The 17,118-nt window shown below is 35.8% G+C and carries 9 protein-coding genes; 1 reads left to right on the top strand and 8 read right to left on the bottom strand.

Annotated features, from left to right (window positions below):
- Positions 1-59 precede the first annotated feature (59 nt).
- From GXX20_04875 to uvrB, 6 genes are all read right to left on the bottom strand, one after another.
- Positions 60-1,100 carry an amidohydrolase gene (locus GXX20_04875; GenBank protein ID HHW30997.1) on the bottom strand — a complete coding sequence of 347 codons (1,041 nt, stop codon included), beginning with the start codon at positions 1,098-1,100 and terminating at the stop codon, positions 60-62.
- A 2-nt stretch (positions 1,101-1,102) separates the two neighbouring features.
- A complete protein-coding gene (locus GXX20_04870) occupies positions 1,103-2,611 on the bottom strand; it encodes a hypothetical protein (GenBank protein HHW30996.1) in 1,509 nt (502 codons plus the stop codon).
- A gap of 431 nt (positions 2,612-3,042) precedes the next feature.
- The gene (locus GXX20_04865) at positions 3,043-3,828 is read right to left on the bottom strand and encodes a DeoR/GlpR transcriptional regulator (GenBank protein HHW30995.1); all 786 of its coding nucleotides are present in this window, start codon (positions 3,826-3,828) and stop codon (positions 3,043-3,045) included.
- 540 nt (positions 3,829-4,368) lie between these two features.
- Complete coding sequence (uvrA, locus tag GXX20_04860) at positions 4,369-7,203, bottom strand: excinuclease ABC subunit UvrA (GenBank protein ID HHW30994.1); 2,835 nt, start codon at positions 7,201-7,203, stop codon at positions 4,369-4,371.
- Between the two features lie 389 nt (positions 7,204-7,592).
- Positions 7,593-9,530 (bottom strand): glutamine synthetase, encoded by a 1,938-nt coding sequence (locus GXX20_04855; protein HHW30993.1) that lies wholly within the window; start codon positions 9,528-9,530, stop codon positions 7,593-7,595.
- Between the two features lie 421 nt (positions 9,531-9,951).
- Positions 9,952-11,943, bottom strand: coding sequence for an excinuclease ABC subunit UvrB (gene uvrB, locus GXX20_04850; protein HHW30992.1), 1,992 nt, complete (start codon positions 11,941-11,943; stop codon positions 9,952-9,954).
- Between the two features lie 205 nt (positions 11,944-12,148).
- Between uvrB and GXX20_04845 the strand changes: the two genes are divergently transcribed.
- Positions 12,149-13,498, top strand: a complete 1,350-nt coding sequence (locus GXX20_04845) for an aspartate kinase (GenBank protein HHW30991.1) — start codon at positions 12,149-12,151, stop codon at positions 13,496-13,498.
- A gap of 275 nt (positions 13,499-13,773) precedes the next feature.
- On the opposite strand, the gene GXX20_04840 is transcribed toward GXX20_04845, so the two are convergent.
- Positions 13,774-14,697, bottom strand: a complete 924-nt coding sequence (locus GXX20_04840; GenBank protein HHW30990.1) for a transposase — start codon at positions 14,695-14,697, stop codon at positions 13,774-13,776.
- A 185-nt stretch (positions 14,698-14,882) separates the two neighbouring features.
- Positions 14,883-17,075, bottom strand: a complete 2,193-nt coding sequence (locus tag GXX20_04835; protein ID HHW30989.1) for a topoisomerase IV — start codon at positions 17,073-17,075, stop codon at positions 14,883-14,885.
- Positions 17,076-17,118 lie beyond the last annotated feature (43 nt).

Genomic DNA, 17,118 nt, shown 5'->3' with positions numbered 1-17,118 from the left:
TGTTGTTATATATTTTGTTATCTATTTTGTTATCATTTTGTTATCTATTTTTATTATTATTACAGATTTAATAATTTTGCTGCGTTGTTATAGAAAATATCCTCTATATCTGCAGCAGTTAATCCGGTGGCTTCAGCAGCACGTCTGAATGCATCTATTTCTTCATACATGAAGAAAGTGATTTTTTCTGCTTCTTCACCTTCTACTTCCCGCATATGGATATCTCCTGATACATCTCCATATAATCCTTTTGGAATAAGGTTTACATAGGTTCCATTTTCGCAAATACGGCGACTTCTCATGCGTAAAATAGGCATATCGCTTCCAAAAAGGATTCTCTTTGAACCTACTGCCTTTATTAACTGTTCAAAAACCCACTGGTTGGTATTTGCACAAAAATCAAACATCATGTTTTTTGTTTCTGCAAGGACTTCAAAAGCATTTCCAACATCTTCCGGACAATATGCTCTTCCCACATGTGCAATTATTAATTTAACATTAGGATACTTTTTTTCGATTTCCAGCATCTGCGCAAGATTTACTGGATCTTTCAACCTGGCTTTTCTCGGTATGTGAAGAACTACAACCCAGCCATGTTTATCAAGAACTTCAAGCTGATGTGGAGGCAGGAAGTCAAATATCCTTATTTCATCCTGTGGTATGTAAGGAGCTGCAAAATTAAGGTATACCTTACATCCTAAAAATCCACCTTTAAGAATTACATTTTCAAATTTTTCCTGACTCCAGTCAGGTACGGCAAGAGCCAATGCAGGATACTTATATTCTTTAGCGCAGGCTTCAACATAATCGTTTAATGCATCAATATCGTAATCAAAGCTGGGTTGTCCAAAAAGTAAAGGTATTACATTTTTATCAGGGAACATAAGCTTATATGTTTCTACCAAATCTTCTATGGGATTCTGCTTTGCGACACGTCCCGGCCATGATTGTCCCCGGACCGGGGCTTTAGCGTTTTCCACCCTGAATCTTTCATGCCATATATGGGTATGTATATCAACAAATTTACTGGGAAGAAAGCTCTTTAACTTCTCTTCATAAAAAGCTTTATCAAACGGTTTTACTTCAAATAACTTTGACATAGTTATGCCTCCTTGTAATAATCGTCAATTGTTTGTATTCCTTTTCTGTATCTTTGATATTTATTCTTATAGAACTGCTTTAGTTCATCAGATGCCTCTGTTTGCTTACCGCCCCTTATAGTTTTCTCATATCCTTCTTCATAATCTTTAAACATGCCACAGCCTACTCCTGCAACAATTCCTGCTCCAATACAAGCTACATCTGCTTCTTTAAATCTTATTACAGGTCTTCCTGCTACAGCAGAGATAATATTGGTCCATAGCTCACTCTTACTTGCACCGCCCAAAACTCTGAGCACGTCTGCTTTACATCCCTTTTCCTCAAAATGCTCTATTGAACTGAATGCTTCAAAAACAACACCTTCCATTATTGCCAAAGCCATATCATACCGGTCATGTTCCAATCCTAACCCCATAAAGCTGGCTTTTGTGGTACTGCTGTAATTGGGGTACCTTGAACCGCCATAATAGGGATAGAAGAAAACTGATTCAGCCCTTTTCATAACACTTGAGGCTTTCATATCAATATCCTTGAAGCTTTCCTTTGTGATATTTCCTTCACTGTCAGCAACATTTAATGCAAAATTATCCCGGAACCATTCCATTGATACTCCGCCTGTAGGAACCGAAACAAGCCCGCCCCACAGATCCTTGACAATATGGCGGCCCGGAGCAATACGTTTAACAGTATCAAAAATGGGTGACTGGAATGTCCCTAAAATTACCCAGGCAGTACCGGTTGCCAGGAAAACCTCTCCAGGTTTAAAAGCCCCTGCTCCTACAGCAGTACAGTACTGGTCATGTCCTCCATTTATTACTTTAACTGAAGTATCTAGCCCTAATTCATCAGCAGCTTCCCTGGTTAATGTCCCAATCTCAGCACCTGATTCCATAACTCGAGGCAGTCTGTCTTCTTTTATTCCAGCAGCCTCAACCAGCACCTCATCCCATTGGGCTGTATTTATATTGATAAGGTTTGTCATTGCGGCATTGGACGGATCTATAACATATTCTCCTGTAAGTTTGTAATTAACATATTCGATAGTTGATAAGAATTTGTATGTTTTATCAAATAATTCTTTATTATTGTCATGAATCCATTTTATCTCAACCAAATTACCCCCGGCTGATAAATTCCAGCCAGTCTTCTTATAAAACATTTCTTTGCCATAGGTCTTCAGAAGCTCATTTCTTTGATCAACTGCCCTGCTATCCATCCATACTATTACATTAGATAATGGCTTACAGTTGGCATCCACAGGAACCAGGCTTCCGCCCTGAGTTGACAAAGAAATTGCCTTGATGTTATGCTTGTCTTCTATTACGCTTGTACATTTTCTTACTGTTTCAACAACCGCATCCCACCAATCCTCTGCACGTTGTTCCACTTGATTATTGCCCGGTTTTATTAATGGGTAACCTTTGTAAGCGTTGCATAATATATCACCTTTCTCGTTGATCAACATAGATTTCGTACCAGTAGTTCCGACGTCTATGCCTAATACATACATAAAAACCTACCTCCCCACTGCATAATTTATTAATATATGTTTATATGTGACGATATTATGTTTTTATGTGACCGTAAACTTACACATGAATACTAAACTTACACATGCATACTCATAAATTATATATACATAAAAATAATAAAATAATCAAACCTTCCAGCTATTTTATAACAGCTCATTTATAACAACCTGAGCTTAACCATAACAACCTGATTTAAACAGCTTGTTTATTGCCAAAACTATTACATTAATCACCTAGAATTAGAATAATATCTTTAATATCTCTAATAACTTTAATATCTTTATTAATATCTTTATTAATATCTTTTATATCTTTTATATCTTTTTTATCTTTAATATATTTAATATCTTTTATATATTTAATATATTGAATAATTGACCATGTAAATATCTTAAAATAAATATCCTAACTAAACTAATATAACCTCTACTCCCTTTTCTCTTATAAGGTTTATCTCGTCACTATTAGCCTTTTTGTTAGTGACAATCATATCAACATTTTCTATTGGTACAATATGGGCAAAACTAGTTCTTCCTATTTTGGTATAATCGGCAACTACAATGGTTTTATTGACTCTGGCCAGCATCTGCCTGTTTATTTCAGCCTCAAGATGGTGATATGTGGAAATACCGTCTTCAGAATTAATTCCGTCTACAGATAATACCAGCTTGTTTGCCTTGTATTTCTTAAGCTGATTTATTGCGTCATCTCCATAAGTAAACTGATCTCTTGTATTAAAATTTCCTCCAAGAAGAATTGTATGAAAATCCTTATAATTACCTGTTTCAAGGGAAATTGGTATTGAATTGGTCACAATTGTAAGATTCTTTACACTTTTTAGTTCCTGCACCACAAAAAGTGTTGTAGTACCGGAATTTATCATAATTGTATCCATATCAGAAATCATAGAAGCAACTGCGGAAGCTATTTTTCTCTTTTCTTCTTCATTAGTCCTCATTCTGTCAGCAATAGACATGTTGTAATAGGCTTTATATGTGCTTATAGCTCCCCCGTGGGTACGTTCCAGTAACCCACTCATCTCCAATTCCGAAAGGTCATTTCTGATAGTAACCTCTGAAATGCCAAAAAGCTTGCTTAATTCGTTTACCTTTACTTTTCCTTGCTGGGTAAGAATTTCCAGTATCCTGCTTCTTCTTTCCTCGATATTTAAATCTTGATATTTTCCTTCTGGCATTATATCATCCCTATGTAATATTTATGTAACATCACTGTCATTTTAAACTCAATTAATCCATATGTCAATCTTTATTAACTGTCCTTTTCAGCCCTGATTCTATTATTCTTTCCTAATCTGTAACCATCTTAATCATTATTGAATATAGTGTATTGAATAAAGTTTATCCAGTTATTTAGCTAAGTAACCAGCATATTCTTATTCATTCAGTCTGATCAAGGAGGTGTCTTGTTGTGGAGGAAAGAAGCTTCTTGGAAAAATTCATTAATAACGACTGCGCAATTTTATTTTTCATAATTGTTTTCCTTTTAATTTTCCTGAATCATCCGTATAATACCTGTGGCAGTTACCTGGATCCCAAGTAATGCTATATTACCTTAGTTTTAATCATTAACTTTTACTTATTCAGAATAACACATTCATAATAACATATGAAGCAACTTTGAGGAACATATTGAAAGGAACTGGCTTTCTTAATAAAGCTGTTCCTTTCAAACTATAACCATTAAATTATAACATTCATTAAATTATAACTATCTTTTACTCCTTACGCTCAAGTATAGGTTTAAGGAACTGGCCGGTGTAAGATTCCTTTACATTCGCTACTTCCTCAGGTGTTCCCTGGGCTATAAGATATCCACCTTTATCTCCGCCTTCCGGGCCCAAATCAATTATATAATCTGCTGTTTTTATAACATCCAGGTTATGCTCGATTACAACAACAGTATTACCGGCATCCACAAGCCTTTGCAAAATATCTAAAAGTCTGTGTACATCTGCAATATGAAGACCTGTTGTTGGCTCGTCCAGTATATATATTGTTCTGCCTGTACTTCTTCTTGATAACTCAGTTGCAAGCTTAACCCTTTGAGATTCACCTCCTGAAAGTGTTGTAGAAGGTTGTCCCAGTTTTATATAACCTAACCCTACATCATATAGAGTTTGAAGTTTTCTCTGTATTTTAGGTATATTCTTGAAAAACTCAAGAGCATCTTCTACCGTCATATCAAGTATTTCGGCAATATTTTTCCCTTTATACTTTACTTCAAGGGTTTCTCTGTTGTATCTTTTTCCCTTGCAGACTTCACAAGGCACATAAATATCAGGCAAAAAGTGCATTTCTATCTTTATTATACCATCACCGAAGCAGGCTTCACATCTTCCGCCCTTTACGTTAAAGCTGAATCTTCCCGGTTTATAGCCCCTGGTTTTAGCTTCTACAGTTTCTGCAAATAACTCCCTTATAAGATCAAAAACACCTGTATATGTGGCAGGATTAGACCTGGGAGTACGGCCTATGGGATTTTGGTCAATATTGACTATCTTATCCAGATGCTCTATACCTTTTATATAATCATGATCTCCCGGTTTTGTCCGGGCTCTGTTTAATTCGGCCGCAAGTTTCTTATATAGTATCTCGTTTACAAGGGAACTTTTTCCCGAGCCTGATACTCCTGTTACACAAGTTAATACTCCCAGAGGAAATTTGATATTTACATTCTTTAAATTATTCTCTCTTCCTCCTATTACTTCCAGCCATTTTCCGTTGGGATTCCTTCTTTTATCAGGAATTTCAATCTTCTTCTTTTTGCTTAAATACTGTCCTGTTATGGATTTCTCACATTTTTTAATATCATCAATATTTCCCTGTGCAATAATATATCCTCCATGCACTCCTGCTCCAGGTCCCATATCGATAATATGATCTGCTGCATACATGGTTTCCTCATCATGCTCCACAACCACGAGAGTATTTCCAATGTCCCTGAGTTTCTTTAATGTCATCAATAGTTTTGCATTATCTCTTTGATGAAGTCCTATACTCGGTTCATCCAGTATATACAGCACTCCCATAAGTCCTGACCCTATCTGGGTAGCAAGTCGTATTCTCTGGGCTTCTCCCCCTGAAAGTGTCCCTGCAGATCGCGAAAGAGTAAGGTAATCAAGTCCCACATCAATTAAAAATCCTAGTCTGGCATTAATTTCCTTCAAAATCTGTCGGGCTATCATTTCTTCCCTGGAAGTCAGCTTCAGGGATTTGAAAAATTCCCTGATGGCTGAAATAGGCATGGTGGTAATCTCATAAATATTTTTCCCGCCTATGGTAACAGCAAGGCTTTGTTTTTTTAACCTGGTCCCTTTGCATTCAGGACAGGGATTACTGCTCATAAACTCTTCATAATATTGTTTCATGGATTCGGATTGGGTTTCCCTGTACCGTCTCTCCATATTGTTTATTACTCCCTCAAAAGAGGTGGTAAAACTACCGCTACCATATTCCTTCTCATATTCCACAGTAATTTTTTCATTTTTTGTACCGTATAAAATTATATCCAGTATTCGGTCAGGCAGCTTTTCAACGGGAGTATCCACACTAAATCCATAATGCTTAGCCAGAGCATTCATATACATTCTTGCATAGCTGTCTCCATTGGCGGTGTTCCATCCTCCCACATTAATAGCACCTTCAGCAAGTGAAAGGGACCTATTGGGGATGACCAAATCCGGATCAATTTTTAATAAAGTACCCAGGCCACTGCATTTCGGGCATGCTCCATATGGATTATTGAAAGAAAACATCCTTGGAGTAAGCTCTTCAATGTTTATACCACAGTCGCTGCATGCAAAATTCTGACTAAAAAGCATTTCTTCTTTCCCTATAATATCTACTATTAATAGCCCGCCGCTTAAACGCAACACTGTTTCTATAGAATCAGTAAGCCTTTTATGCATATCCGGCTTAATAATAAGCCTGTCCACAACTATTTCTATATTATGCTTCTTATTCTTTTCAAGTTGAATAGGATCATTCACATCCCTTATTTCACCATCAACTCTAACACGAACATATCCGCTCTTCTTAATATCCTCAATTAGCTTGGTATATTCTCCTTTTCTGCCCTTTACAACAGGAGCAAGCAACTGTATCCTGGTTCCCTGCTCAAGTGTCATAATTTGATCAACCATCTGGTCTACGGTTTGCTGGGAGATTTCTTTACCGCATACAGGGCAATGTGGTATACCTATTCTTGCAAATAAGAGTCTTAGATAGTCATATATTTCAGTTACTGTTCCAACTGTTGAACGAGGATTCCTGCTGGTGGTTTTCTGATCAATTGATATAGCCGGAGAAAGACCTTCTATATAATCTACATCCGGTTTTTCCATCTGTCCTAAAAATTGGCGTGCATAAGCTGAAAGAGATTCAACATATCTTCTTTGGCCTTCTGCATAAATAGTGTCAAAGGCCAAGGATGATTTACCCGATCCACTGAGACCCGTTATAACCGTCAGCTTATCTCTTGGTATCTCAACATCTATATTCTTTAAATTATGCTCTCTTGCTCCTTTAATAAAAATACTGTCTCTAATCATAAACCTACACCTGCTTATATTATTAACTAAATTAACTAAGGCAAACCCGCTTCGCCCGGAGATTCAGTGGGGGGCTTGCAATTCCCAACTGAAAAAGGTTATTATAATTTACATCAATTCAGCTCCCGCTTATAGAAGCGAGAGACTTCTTGATGCCTGGTTATATAATTTAATAACAAATGCGAAATTTGTTACAGACATATTATACATAAGCAGATAGAAAAAATCAAACAAATGTTCTACTGACATTAAGACATATAAATATAAAACATTAATATAAAACATTAGTATATTAGACTTAGTACTTAAGTAAATAAAATATAACATTTAAACACAAACATAAAACTTCAATATACTAAATAAATAAAAATACACTAAATACAAAAACACTAAATACAATCAAACTCAATCATATTTCTCTTATATAGAGTATATAGTTTCTTAAGCTGAGTTATTTTATCACTCATTTCCAACTGCAATTCTGAAACTTTATCATAATCATGACTGTCTATCGCATCTCTGATCCTTGTAAACAGCGACTTCTTACTTAATGTATCTTTTATCATATAATGTCTTAAGTCGTTAATTCTTTTCCATAGCTCTTCATCATAATCAGTGGAATCATTTTCATTATGGATCTTTTTGCAACTCTTTACAATTTCCATATTTTCTGTCAATATGCGCTCATAAAGCTCCATAGTCCATTGTATACATATGGCTTTTTCATATGAACGTATTATTTCCTCACCAAACACATTTCCTTGAACCAAAACTTTAGTTTTATCAGGATAAGCCCTAAAAGCTTTTAGGTTCTCCCATACTGTAGCAGGAGGAACTCCAAACATTTTATCCCTCTGTTCCTCATTGTAATATTCAAAAACATTCTCCTCACTCCTGTATGCCCTATCCTTTTCCAGGTAATCTGCATTTTCTCCTACGTTCTTTGTAAACTCTTTCTCTAATTCTTTGGTTGTTTTACCGGATTCAACAGCATATTTTATGCCATCCAGCATAGCCTGGTACATGGCTGCCAAAGCTAAATAGGTGTTAGTATGAGGATTTGGTGACCGTACTTCGAATCTGGTACCTTTAGGATTATCAATATCTCTAACAAGCCCTGCCAGGACGGTCCTGTTTCTTGCAGGAGTGAGCACATCACGGCCTATTGATGCAACAATACATATAGGAGCTTCAAAACCTGGTTTCAAGCGGTTGAAGCCATCATTGGTTGAGGTAATAAATGGACTGACTACTTCATAATTCTTTAATAATCCCATTAATGCGCCCCATCCAATTACACTTAGAAAATCTTTTTTCATATCTGCAGGAGAAAAAAGGTTTACTTTTTCCCCGTGTCTAAGTTTGGCTACTACATTAACATGGGTATGTTCGCCGCTTCCGGCTACTCCTTCAATGGGTTTTGCCAGGAAAGTTACTTCCAGTCCGTGCATTCTGAATACTTCTTTAACAAGAATTCTTGCAATAAGCTCATTATCAGCAGCTTGCATAGCATGCGCATATAGCCAGTCTATCTCCAGTTGCTCCATAATATGGTTATATCTTCCCTCTCCTCCAATCTTTGCTTTTACTCCTCCAACCTCTTTATGTCCCATTTCTGGTTGCAAGCCATAGCGTTCAAGAAGAAGGAGGGATTTTTCAAGAGCAGTTCTTACATCTCCTTTAGTCCTTTTCCAGTATTGCTCCTGTAAAACCTGAGAAGTACTTAATTCCTCAATTACAGCCTTTTCATCAGGTGTTTTTACCCAAAATTCCAATTCTGTTGCAGCAATAAGACAAATATCTTCTATGTCATCCGGGTCAATACCTAATTCTTTCGCTATTTCTGGCCTTTTATTCATCATATTGATTATTTCTGATTTAAAATAGTCTATTGACCTTTGGAGAACAGACCTTGAGTCAACCCTTTTCCCATTATGTATAAGAAATGATGGTATTCTCAAGGTTCCTACAGGACGTCCTGTCTCATAATCAATATGCTCATAGTTATAATCTACAAACCAGTTTACTGATACATCTGCTATAATATCCACCTGTCCGTTGTTCAAGGTGGCAATCCCAGGCAGGACAACACTTGACCCGTCAGTCTGAACACCCTTTTTCAGAAATCCATGGATGTCATCCAGAAAATACTTTATAGGAATCTTCTCGTCAGTATCATTACCGCGCAAATCAATACCTACAAGTGACACGAACTTAATTTCAGGATGTCTTCTGAAAAGCGCCAGCAAATCTTCTTTTGAATGTGATTGATGAGGTACAACATATAATAAATCATCTTCTACAAAAGAAATTTCTCTTCTATCCATTTTAACCCTCCAAGCAAATAGCAAATTAACAAATAAATATATTTTATGAATTTAAAATTCTATCTAAATGCAATTATATGATTCTATATAAATGCCTTATATCTAAAGAATTTATAACTAAATACACTATAAAACACACTATTTCTAAATAATTCTATCTATATAATTCTATCTAAATAATTCCATCTATATAATTCTATCTACTTAATTCTAACTAAATAATTCTATCTATATAGTTCTATCTAATATAGTTCTATCTAATTAATTATATCTTAAATAATTATATCCATATATTTATATCATTTCATATATATTACTTGTGCATTATTTGTCATCTTTTCTTGCATTTAATTCTGCCTTTAATTTTTCAGCATTAATTTTGCCTTCAATTTTCCGGCCTTAATTTCTACTTCTTCAATTTCTAACTTTTCATTTTTTCCAACTTGCTCTTTAGTTGGGATATTTTATCTCTTAGTTCAGCAGCTCTCTCAAATTGAAGGTCTGCAGCAGCCCTTTTCATCTCTGCAGTAAGTTTATCAATTAATTCAGAAATCTCTTCTTTTTTCATCTTGCTTTCCGGAGTGCGTATTCCGTATTTCACACTTTCTTCGGCAGCCTTTGTTGCCTCTATAACATCACGGACTTCTTTTTCAACGCTGCGTGGCGTAATACCATGCTTCTTATTAAATTCTATTTGTATCTGCCTTCTTCTGTTAGTTTCACTGATAGCTCTTCTCATTGAGTCTGTCATATTATCTGCATACATAATAACGGTACCATCAATATTTCTAGCGGCTCGTCCGATTGTCTGAATCAATGATGTTTCCGAACGCAGAAAACCTTCCTTATCGGCATCAAGTATGGCTACCAGCGAAACTTCAGGTAAATCAAGGCCTTCTCTTAATAGATTTATACCTATCAGAACATCAAAAACACCAAGCCTTAAATCCCGAATTATCTCCATTCTTTCAAGAGTTTCTACATCAGAGTGCAGGTATTTTACCTTAAAGCCCAGTTCTTTCAGATAATCTGTCAGATCTTCAGCCATTCTTTTTGTAAGTGTTGTAACAAGTACCCTGTGGCCCATTTCAATCCTCTTTTTGATTTCACCTATAAGATCATCTATCTGCCCCTTAACTGGCTTTACAATGACTTCCGGATCAACTAACCCTGTTGGCCTTATTATCTGCTCTACCACCTGTTTTGACTTGCTTCTTTCATATTTACCGGGAGTTGCGCTTACAAATATAACCTGGTTAACTTTTTCTTCAAATTCATTAAATTTCAGCGGCCTGTTATCATAGGCGGAAGGCAATCTGAATCCATATTCAACCAGGGCATCCTTTCTGGATTTATCTCCGTTATACATGCCACCTAATTGAGGTACAGTTACATGTGATTCATCAATAAAAAGTAAGTAATCATCAGGGAAATAGTCCAAAAGAGTGTAAGGTGCACTGCCTGGTTTTCTTCCGCTAATATGTCTGGAATAGTTCTCTATACCCTGACAGAAGCCTACTTCCCTCAGCATCTCAATATCATACCTGGTTCTCTGTTCAAGTCTTTGCGCCTCCAGAAGCTTTTGCTGCGCCCTTAGTTCCTTTAACCGCATTTCAAGTTCCTGCTCGATAGACACAAGCGCTCTTTCCATCTTTTCCCTCGAAGTAGTATAGTGAGATGCCGGAAAAACAGCAATATGGCTTCTTGTTCCTATAATCTCCCCCGTAAGGGAATCTACTTCAGTAATCCTGTCAATTTCATCTCCAAAAAATTCTACTCTTAAAACCTTTTCTGAAGAATTGGCCGGGAAAATTTCCAGTGTATCACCTCGAACTCTGAAAGTACCCCTCTTAAAATCAATTTCATTCCTGTTATACTGTATATTAACAAGCTTTTCGATGACTTCATCTCTGTCCTTTCTCATTCCTGGCCTCAGGGAAAGCATTAAGTCAGTATAGTCTTCCGGGTCACCCAGGCCATATATACATGACACGCTGGCAACAATTATTACATCCCTTCTCTCAAAAAGGGCAGCCGTAGCTGAGTGTCTTAGTTTATCAATTTCATCATTTATTGAAGCATCTTTTTCTATATAGGTATCTGTAGAAGGGATATATGCTTCAGGTTGATAATAATCATAATAACTTACAAAATACTCAACTGCATTATTGGGAAAAAACTCCTTAAACTCGCTGCAAAGTTGAGCAGCAAGGGTCTTGTTGTGGGCAATAACCAAGGTAGGCTTCTGAACTCTCTCAATGACATTGGCCATTGTAAAAGTTTTGCCGGAACCCGTAACCCCCAATAATGTTTGGTATTTATAACCCATATTTAAGCCTTTGACCAGCTTATCTATTGCTTGAGGCTGGTCTCCATGAGGTTTAAAATTAGATACTATTTTAAACTCAGGCAAATCATATCCCTCCTAGTAATAATGAAAATTATATCACTAGTACAATTAATTGTGAACATCATCATGTGAACATCATCAATAGAAAATCAAATGTTGACACATCTAGGCAGTAAATATAAAATAGGTAAAAGTATATATGAAATGAATATTAATGTAAGTATAGATACTAATTAGCCTATTTCATCATAAACTGGAGGTTGTTTCAATGAAAGTAGCTAAATTTGGAGGTTCATCCTTGGCTTCGGCAGAACAAATAAAAAAAGTGTGTAAAATAATTCTCTCAGATCCTGATCGTAAAATTATTGTGGTGTCTGCACCTGGTAAAAGATTTAAGGAAGATATTAAGATAACAGATTTATTGATTCAATGTGCAGAAGATAGTCTTGCGGGAGGTACCGGAGAAAAACAGCTCAAAGCCATAGTTAACAGATATAAGGAAATTGCGCTGGACCTTGGTATGTCCAGTACAATTGTTAATGATATTAAGGCTGATATTAAGGCACGTCTTTCTTCAGATAAGAAAAACAGTGCTAAATATATAGATTCTCTTAAGGCTGCAGGGGAGGATAACTGTGCGAAACTTGTAGCGTCCTATCTCCAAAGCCTGGGTGTTAATGCCCGATATGTAAGTCCAAAGGACGCAGGTTTGTATCTTAGTAATGAGTATGGAAACGCAACTGTTCTCTCTGAATCCTACGAAAATTTAATGAACCTTGCAAATATGGAGGGAATAATTATTTTCCCTGGATTTTTCGGATATTCAAAGAGTGGAGATATTGTTACTTTCTCCCGGGGTGGTTCCGATATTACAGGTTCAATTCTTGCGGCTGCTGTAAATGCAGATTTATATGAGAATTTTACAGACGTGGACTGTGTATATTCAGCTAATCCCAATATTATCCCAAATCCTAAGCCCATTGAAGAAATAACATATAGGGAAATGAGAGAGCTTTCATATGCAGGGTTCAGTGTATTCCACGAAGAAGCCCTCATCCCGGTCTATCAAAGGGACATTCCTGTACGAATCAAGAATACAAACAACCCGGATGCACCTGGCACAACTATTATTCCTTTCCGCAGAACTGTAAAAACCCCTGTAGTTGGTGTGGCAGGAGATACAGGATTTTGCTGTATTTCCATGAGTAAATACCTGATGAACAGAGAGATTGGATTTGGGCGCAGGGTGCTTAATATCCTAGAAGATGAAAATCTATCTTTTGAACATATGCCTTCAGGAATTGACCATATGTCAATAATTTTAAGAGATAAGCAACTAAGCAGAGAAGCTGAAGAAAGAATTGTAAAAAGAATAAAAACAGAACTTCTCGTTGATGATGTTTTTGTTCAACGAGATCTAGCACTGGTTATGATAGTAGGCGAAGGAATGCAAAATACAATTGGTATCGCATCAAGAGCCACTAACGCTTTAGCGCGGAACAGAATCAATATCGAAATGATCAGCCAGGGATTTTTTGAGTTCAGCATGATGTTCGGGGTAAATAAAGATAAATGCGTAGATGCTATAAAAGCACTATATTATGAATTTTTCGAGTGAGGGATATAAGGGACATTCCTTTCTTTTTCTCTAAAGGATGTTCCTTTTTTTTACCCAATTTGCAAAAGCAAGCCTCCATATTCAGTAATCATTCAGTGTAAGAAAAATAATAGATAGAATTGACAGAATATTATTCAGTATGTTCTGATATGTTCTGGGTCAGATAGAATATTTGAAGGACTTTAATAGAATATTTACAGATTTTGTAATTTTATTTTATAAAATATATTTTTATAGCAAAATACCTTAATAAAGCAACATTTAATTTTTATTCATTAATTTGCCTGAATCAACAAATTGAAAGCTCTCTGAAATCTTTTTTGCTCCTTTAGTAGCTTGAACCCTTCATTTGATAATCTTGATATTCCTGACACTGTCATATTTCCTATATATTCACATAATCCTTGATATGTATACCCGCATAGTACTCTAATAACATATGTGGAAAATGCTCTGAAATCTTTTGATTCTCTGCAGTGCTTTGCCCTTAATCTCCATGGAAGTTTTTCACCTAATATTTCGCCTATCCTTTGCAGCAGCTCATCAGGTGTCTTATCCCTTATAATATAGCACTTGCCACTTTTATACACATTTTCCGTGTAAGCAGCCATAATATTCTTGTCCACTTCTTTCTGTATTCCGGTATCCTTCATTGATTGGACAAATTTTAAGTACTTCTCTTGTGCTCTTTTTTTATCGCTGTCAAACATCATTAAAATATATTCTGTATCCACAATTTCATATGTATCCTTCATATATCCAGTGAATATGCCATATGAGGAATATTTATAAAATTCTTCTTTGCCTTTGTAACCTGGTATGTCCTTTGCATTGTTATGAATATATGCAGATAAAGTTAAACTGTAAGTATCATTATCAACTATAGTACTTGCAAATCTCCCCTGGAATAGATGCCCATGACGCTTATACTTCCTGTTAAAATAACATACGTAGGCTGTATTCAAACTAAGCATAAAGGATGAAATATCAGCCCCACAAGGGTCTATATAGATATGCACATGGTTATCCATGAGAATATATGAATAAATCTTGCAATGGAATTTTTCTTTATATTTTTTTAGCAAACTCAGGTAGTAATCCTTGTCTTCATCACACAAAAACAAATTAATTTCGCTAATACTTCTTGACATAACGTGATAAACTGCATCTTCTGACTTTTTTCGTGCTGTTCTTGGCATTTTTTATCACCTCGAACAATATTATAGCACTAAAGGTAATTTTTGTAAAGAACAAATGTTCGATATGCTTGATTATTCATTTTTATTTGTTATGAAGAAATGTCCCTAATTATGAATTGTGCAGGAATGTCCCTAAGGAATGTCCCCTAAGAACGAAAGTCCCTTAACGACATCCCTGAACGCCCCTAATCAAAATCTATGGTCATCTGCTCTATCCCTTTATCCTCTTCTTTAAGGTAATACCCTACAGCAGGTATGTTTTTTACTCTATAGTAATCCAGGTTTCTTATCCCTGATTCCTCTATAGTTTTTACATCAATCATTATGCTGCCTTTTTTCTGCTTCAAGACCTGCACTCCCTGAGAGTCTCTGGTAGACTTAGGATTAATGCAGGATGTATTGAATATGACAATTTTATGAATATTGCTGTATGCAACCAGTTCTATATCTTTTTCATTTTCGTCAATATACAACATACGTACTAGTCTGGAAAGATCCGAATAGGCATTTATAAGCTTCTTTCTGTTTGTTTTGGTGGCATAGCTTTCAAGAGTTATTTTTGCTATTTTCCCATTTTCAAAGGCAAACAGCATGTACCCTTTGTAATTATCAGTAGCAACCATGTAGATTATTTTCTCATCTTGTTCCAGTTCCAGAAGATTAGGCAGGTACTCTCCCAGGCTGCTTGCTTTTGTATCGCTGATTTCATGGACTTTAAGCTTGTAAACCGCATGTTTGTTTGAAAAAAGCAATAAATCAGATTTATTTCTGGTCTCAAATTCCTGGATAATATAGTCATCCTCTTTAAGCTTTTGTTCAGGGTTCGCCCTTAATGATACCAAAGAAATCTTTTTAAAATAGTTTTCAGCCGTAAGGAACAATTTCAGATTATAATCTTCAATTAAGGTTTCTTCAGGTATTACTTCAATTTTATCCTCATATATTATTTCTGTTCGGCGAGGCTGACCATATTTTTTGCACACTTCATTAAGCTGCCGTACAATTAATTTCTTAATCTTTCTCTCACTTTCATATGTTGATTTCAGATCTTCAATATCTTTTTTAAGAGTTTCAATTTCACCTACTCTTTGAAGAATGTACTCTTTATTAAGATTTCTCAGCTTAATTTCGGCAATAAACTCAGCCTGAACCTGGTCAATCTCAAAACCCTTCATTAGATTTGGCACTACTTGTGAATCTTTTTCAGTGTCTCTGATTATCCTGATGGCTTTATCAATATCAAGAAGAATCTTGTTCAGCCCTAACAGAAGATGAAGTTTTTCTGATTTCTTATTAATATCATAAGCCAGTTGTCCTTTGATACAACCTATTCTAAATTCAATCCATTCATGGATAATTTCTTTAATACCCATTACCCTGGGTTTTCCCTTTATTAATATATTAAAATTACAACTGAAAGAATCCTCAGCAGGCGTTTGCTTATACAGCTTGCTCATTATCACATCCGGGTCTGCACTTTTCCTGATATCAAGAGTAATTTTCAGTCCATTTAAATCCGTTTCATCTCTGACATCTGTAACTTCTTTCAGTTTCCCAGCCTTAACAAGATTAATCGTTGCATCAATAATAGCTTCAGTGGTAGTTGTATAGGGAATTTCATATATCTCAATACAGCTGTTTTTCTTGTCAAATCTGTACTTTGCCCTTAATTTAAAGCTTCCTTTTCCAGTTTCATATATTTCTCTTATGTCTTTTTCGTTATAAATAAGCTGCCCTCCTGTAGAAAAATCAGGCGCTTTAAGATATTGTGCAATATCTGCGTTTTCATCATTAATATATTGTACAACAGCTTCACATATCTCCTGCAAATTGAAACTGCATATATTGCTGGCCATTCCAACCGCAATTCCCTGATTTGCATTTACCAGAATACTGGGAAATGTTGCAGGCAAAAGTACAGGTTCCTTCATAGTTCCATCGTAATTATCTACAAATTCCACTGTATTCTTTTCAATATCCCTGAATAATTCTTCACATATTTTATCTAGTTTTACCTCAGTATAACGGGGAGCTGCATACTTCATATCCCGGGAATACTGTTTCCCGAAGTTTCCCTTGGAATCTACATACGGATGGAGTAAAGCATTGTATCCCTTTGTAAGTCTGACCAAAGTTTCATATATAGCCATATCACCATGAGGGTTTATTTTCATAGTCTGTCCAACCACATTTGCAGATTTTGTTCTTTCTCCCGTCAATAATCCCATTTTATACATGGTGAAAAGAAGTTTTCTATGGGCAGGTTTAAAGCCATCTATTTCAGGAATTGCCCTGGATACAATAACACTCATGGCATAAGGCATATAGTTTTGTTCCAGCGTATCTACAATCCTTTGTTCAATAGTATTGTTAATCATATACCTCTCCTAACATAAAAGATAGATTTCTTCAATTCAAATT

The sequence above is a fragment of the Clostridiaceae bacterium genome (assembly GCA_012840395.1).
Taxonomy (GTDB): domain Bacteria; phylum Bacillota; class Clostridia; order Acetivibrionales; family DULL01; genus DULL01.
The sequence above is the reverse complement of the archived record's forward strand: the minus strand, read 5'-3'. Positions and strand labels throughout refer to the sequence as shown.